Here is a 2,947-nt window from a genome sequence, read left to right as displayed (position 1 = left end):
CCTGACGGCAATCTCGTAGAGCTCGGCGTATATGAAAGCGGCGAAGATTAGCGCGTAAATTTTAAAGGCAAACTCCAAGCGGAGCGTTAGAATTTAAATTTTCTAAATTCTATCTTTCATTAAAGATCAATATTCTGTGAATTAAATTGTTTATCCCTCGGTGCGCTAATTATGTATCGTTTGTATATTTTTTAAACCTTATCTTTTGTTTTTAGAATTTCATAAATTTGTTCATTTTATTCACTATTATTTTTGCAATATCATAAGGCGGTTTCCAAAATAAATATCCCTCTGTAATATCTATATTTAGCGTATCCAAGAAATATTTTTGCAGCTTGCCAAACTCCTTTTTACTATTGATCGTAAATACTTCTGAATCGAAACCGTTGCATATCAGCAATTTATCACAAAGTAAGAACCTAGCCGTTTTCTCAAACAGAATATAGCAGACAAATTTAATAATAGGCATAAGCAACAAGCCCATAATTATAAAAATAAATACATAAAATCCGGAGCTGTATAATGACACGATGATCATTATGAATAAAACCAAAATACAAAATTTGATTCTTGCATCAAATGGCGCAAAATTCGGAATCATATAAGCATATCTGTAAACGGAGATATTTTTTAACGATATCCTTTTTTCGCATCTGGTTTTATTTTTAAATTCTATTTTATCCCTCATAAAGGTTATTGTTTTTTTGCTTTTTAGAAAGTGCGCCGCGTATATAAAGAAAAAGGCAATGCCATAACCTAGTAATATTTTCATATAAAACCTAAATTTATACTCGCCATCAAAATTCTGTATCAAAGAACAAATTAACAAAATTCCAAGAGCTATCAGCCAAAACAGATCGTCTAGTTTTTTTATAACTATCGGCTCTTTGTCGTAATCTCTAAATCCAACCTCTTTGTTTCTTGTATCCATAACCGCCCGCTTTAGCTAAGATAATATTTTTCTATTTTATCTATATTGATATTTTTTCGAACTAAAAACCATTCTTTTATTTCGTTTAGCCTTTCCGTATCATATACGCAAACTAAATAATTTTTTGCCGATAAAATAGAGCTTAAATAATAAGTATTTTTCTGCTCATAGTACGGATAATCCACTACGATTGCAGAAAAGAATGAAAAATTCTTAAAATTGCCTACAATTAAAAAGTGAAAAAATATTTTCAAAAAGATTGCAGAAAGTATTGAAAAAATGAAGAATAATAAAATTTGCGATGATAGAAACGATAGGGCTGCAATAGAAAAAATTATAATAATATTATAAATGAAGCGACGAATCTTATCATCGTTGCAATATCCCCAAAATGGTCTGCTTATCACATAATTTAAATGAATATTGTTCGTCCTTCTCTCAAGCTCGCCGTTGTTATAGAAATCTATAGAATTATTCATAAAGTAGATTTTTCGATTATTATTGCTTACGCAGCAGCTATAAATAAGTCTCAATGCTATTGCTATAAAAATTCCAAATATAATACTAGAGCCTATTTCCATCATCGATATATGGTGTTTTGAAAAAATTAAATCCCATATGCTTAGAATATATCCGCCTAAAATCATAGGCATATATAAAAACGTAATTGTAGATATCAATAGCCTCTCATAATTTTTTACTATTATCGGCTCTTTGTCGTAATCTCTGTTTTTTTGTTTATTATAATTTTCCATTATTTCAAGCACTTTTTTAAAAATAGATATAAATTTATAATAGCTTAATTTGACAAAAGACTTTTATACGCGTTGCCTGGCTCTTTTTTCGCGACCTCTTCTCTTCTCATTTTATCCTCCTCGTTAGATAAACAAATAATCTTTCTTAACGTTATTTATGTTTACGCTTTTCCGTAAAAAATATTTTTTAATTTCATCATAAATTTTTTGATTATAGAGATAAACGAGATAATATCTTGGATAAACGGGCTTGTTCCTAAACCATCTGCCATATGAGGGGCGTGCGATCCTAATAAACGGCAGAGCCCTAAACCCTTTTAAATTCCTATTTATAAACAGATAAAATATGAAATTTAATAAAAACCCGAATAAATATGTAAAGAATACCGCTATAAAAAATATATTCCACCATGTTACGCACATAAAAATAGCGATAAAGTACAAAAATATCTTTTCAGATTTTCCTATCTCATATAAACTTGCCAAAATTCCGATAGAGAAATTTAAAGATAAAGCGTTTTCATCAATTTCGCAGCGTTTTTCAACTAAGTCGTCGCTAATAAATTCTATATAATTGTTTGTAAATTTTATCTCTTGTCTAGGGCGGATTACGGTAAATATGGATATTATAACTATAGATAGTAAAATAATGAATAAAATAGCAAAATACTGAACTATGTCAATATCATCATGATTTATAAAATCTATAATCAAAAATGCATGTAGCGTAGAGATCGGCAATAATAGGACTAAAGACGAATATACAAAAAATTTTTCATAATTTTTGATTGCTATCGGATCTTTGTCATAATCTCTAGCCTTGGAATTTTGCTGCAAAGCGTCTCTGCCATCCGAGATAAAATTTTGTGGCTCTGTGTTGTTTACACAGGCGGAATTCTGATCCGCTTCGGCTTCTAAATTTAAAGCGTCAGGAGCGGAATTTGGAACTTTAGAATTCTGGGTTTGATAATTCGAGATTTCAGAACTCGGGAACTCAGAATTCGAGGATTCAGGATTCAGAGATTCAAAATTTGAGACTTCAGAATTCTGAGCTTTAAAATTCGAAGTTTCGGAATTTTCAGTTTCAGAATTCTCAGTTTTGGAATTTTCGACACCAAGCTCCTCGCTGCGGTTTTGCTTTGCACTGCCGCAGCGCTTTTGTAGTAGCCTTTTTAATTCCTCAAGCCTGATTTGATCCATTCTTGCCCCCGATAAGGCGTTTTAACCTCGCTTGTTTTTCCTCGTGCTCTTCATCGCCGCT

Annotated in this window: 3 protein-coding genes; all 3 read right to left on the bottom strand. The window is 31.2% G+C overall.

From position 1 onward, the window contains the following. Positions 1 to 211 precede the first annotated feature (211 nt). The 3 genes from Q0605_RS05295 to Q0605_RS05285 all read right to left on the bottom strand — a co-directional run bounded on the left by Q0605_RS05295 (position 212) and on the right by Q0605_RS05285 (position 2,886). Positions 212 to 931, bottom strand: a complete 720-nt coding sequence (locus Q0605_RS05295; RefSeq protein WP_298704884.1) for a hypothetical protein — start codon at positions 929 to 931, stop codon at positions 212 to 214. A gap of 11 nt (positions 932 to 942) precedes the next feature. Continuing rightward, positions 943 to 1,686, bottom strand: coding sequence for a hypothetical protein (locus Q0605_RS05290; protein WP_298704882.1), 744 nt, complete (start codon positions 1,684 to 1,686; stop codon positions 943 to 945). Positions 1,687 to 1,809: 123 nt separating this feature from the next. Then, complete coding sequence (locus tag Q0605_RS05285) at positions 1,810 to 2,886, bottom strand: hypothetical protein (RefSeq protein WP_298704880.1); 1,077 nt, start codon at positions 2,884 to 2,886, stop codon at positions 1,810 to 1,812. Between the last annotated feature and the right edge of the window lie 61 nt (positions 2,887 to 2,947).

The sequence above is a fragment of the uncultured Campylobacter sp. genome, assembly GCF_938017705.1.
Classification (GTDB): domain Bacteria; phylum Campylobacterota; class Campylobacteria; order Campylobacterales; family Campylobacteraceae; genus Campylobacter_B.
This window is presented reverse-complemented; position numbering and strand designations above follow the sequence as displayed.

What these genes read in the sequence shown, in the direction of transcription:
- Q0605_RS05295 (WP_298704884.1), bottom strand. Translation starts at nt 931, where the DNA reads ATGGATACAAGAAACAAAGAGGTTGGATTTAGAGATTACGACAAAGAG.
- Q0605_RS05290 (WP_298704882.1), bottom strand. Translation starts at nt 1,686, where the DNA reads ATGGAAAATTATAATAAACAAAAAAACAGAGATTACGACAAAGAGCCG.
- Q0605_RS05285 (WP_298704880.1), bottom strand. Translation starts at nt 2,886, where the DNA reads ATGGATCAAATCAGGCTTGAGGAATTAAAAAGGCTACTACAAAAGCGC.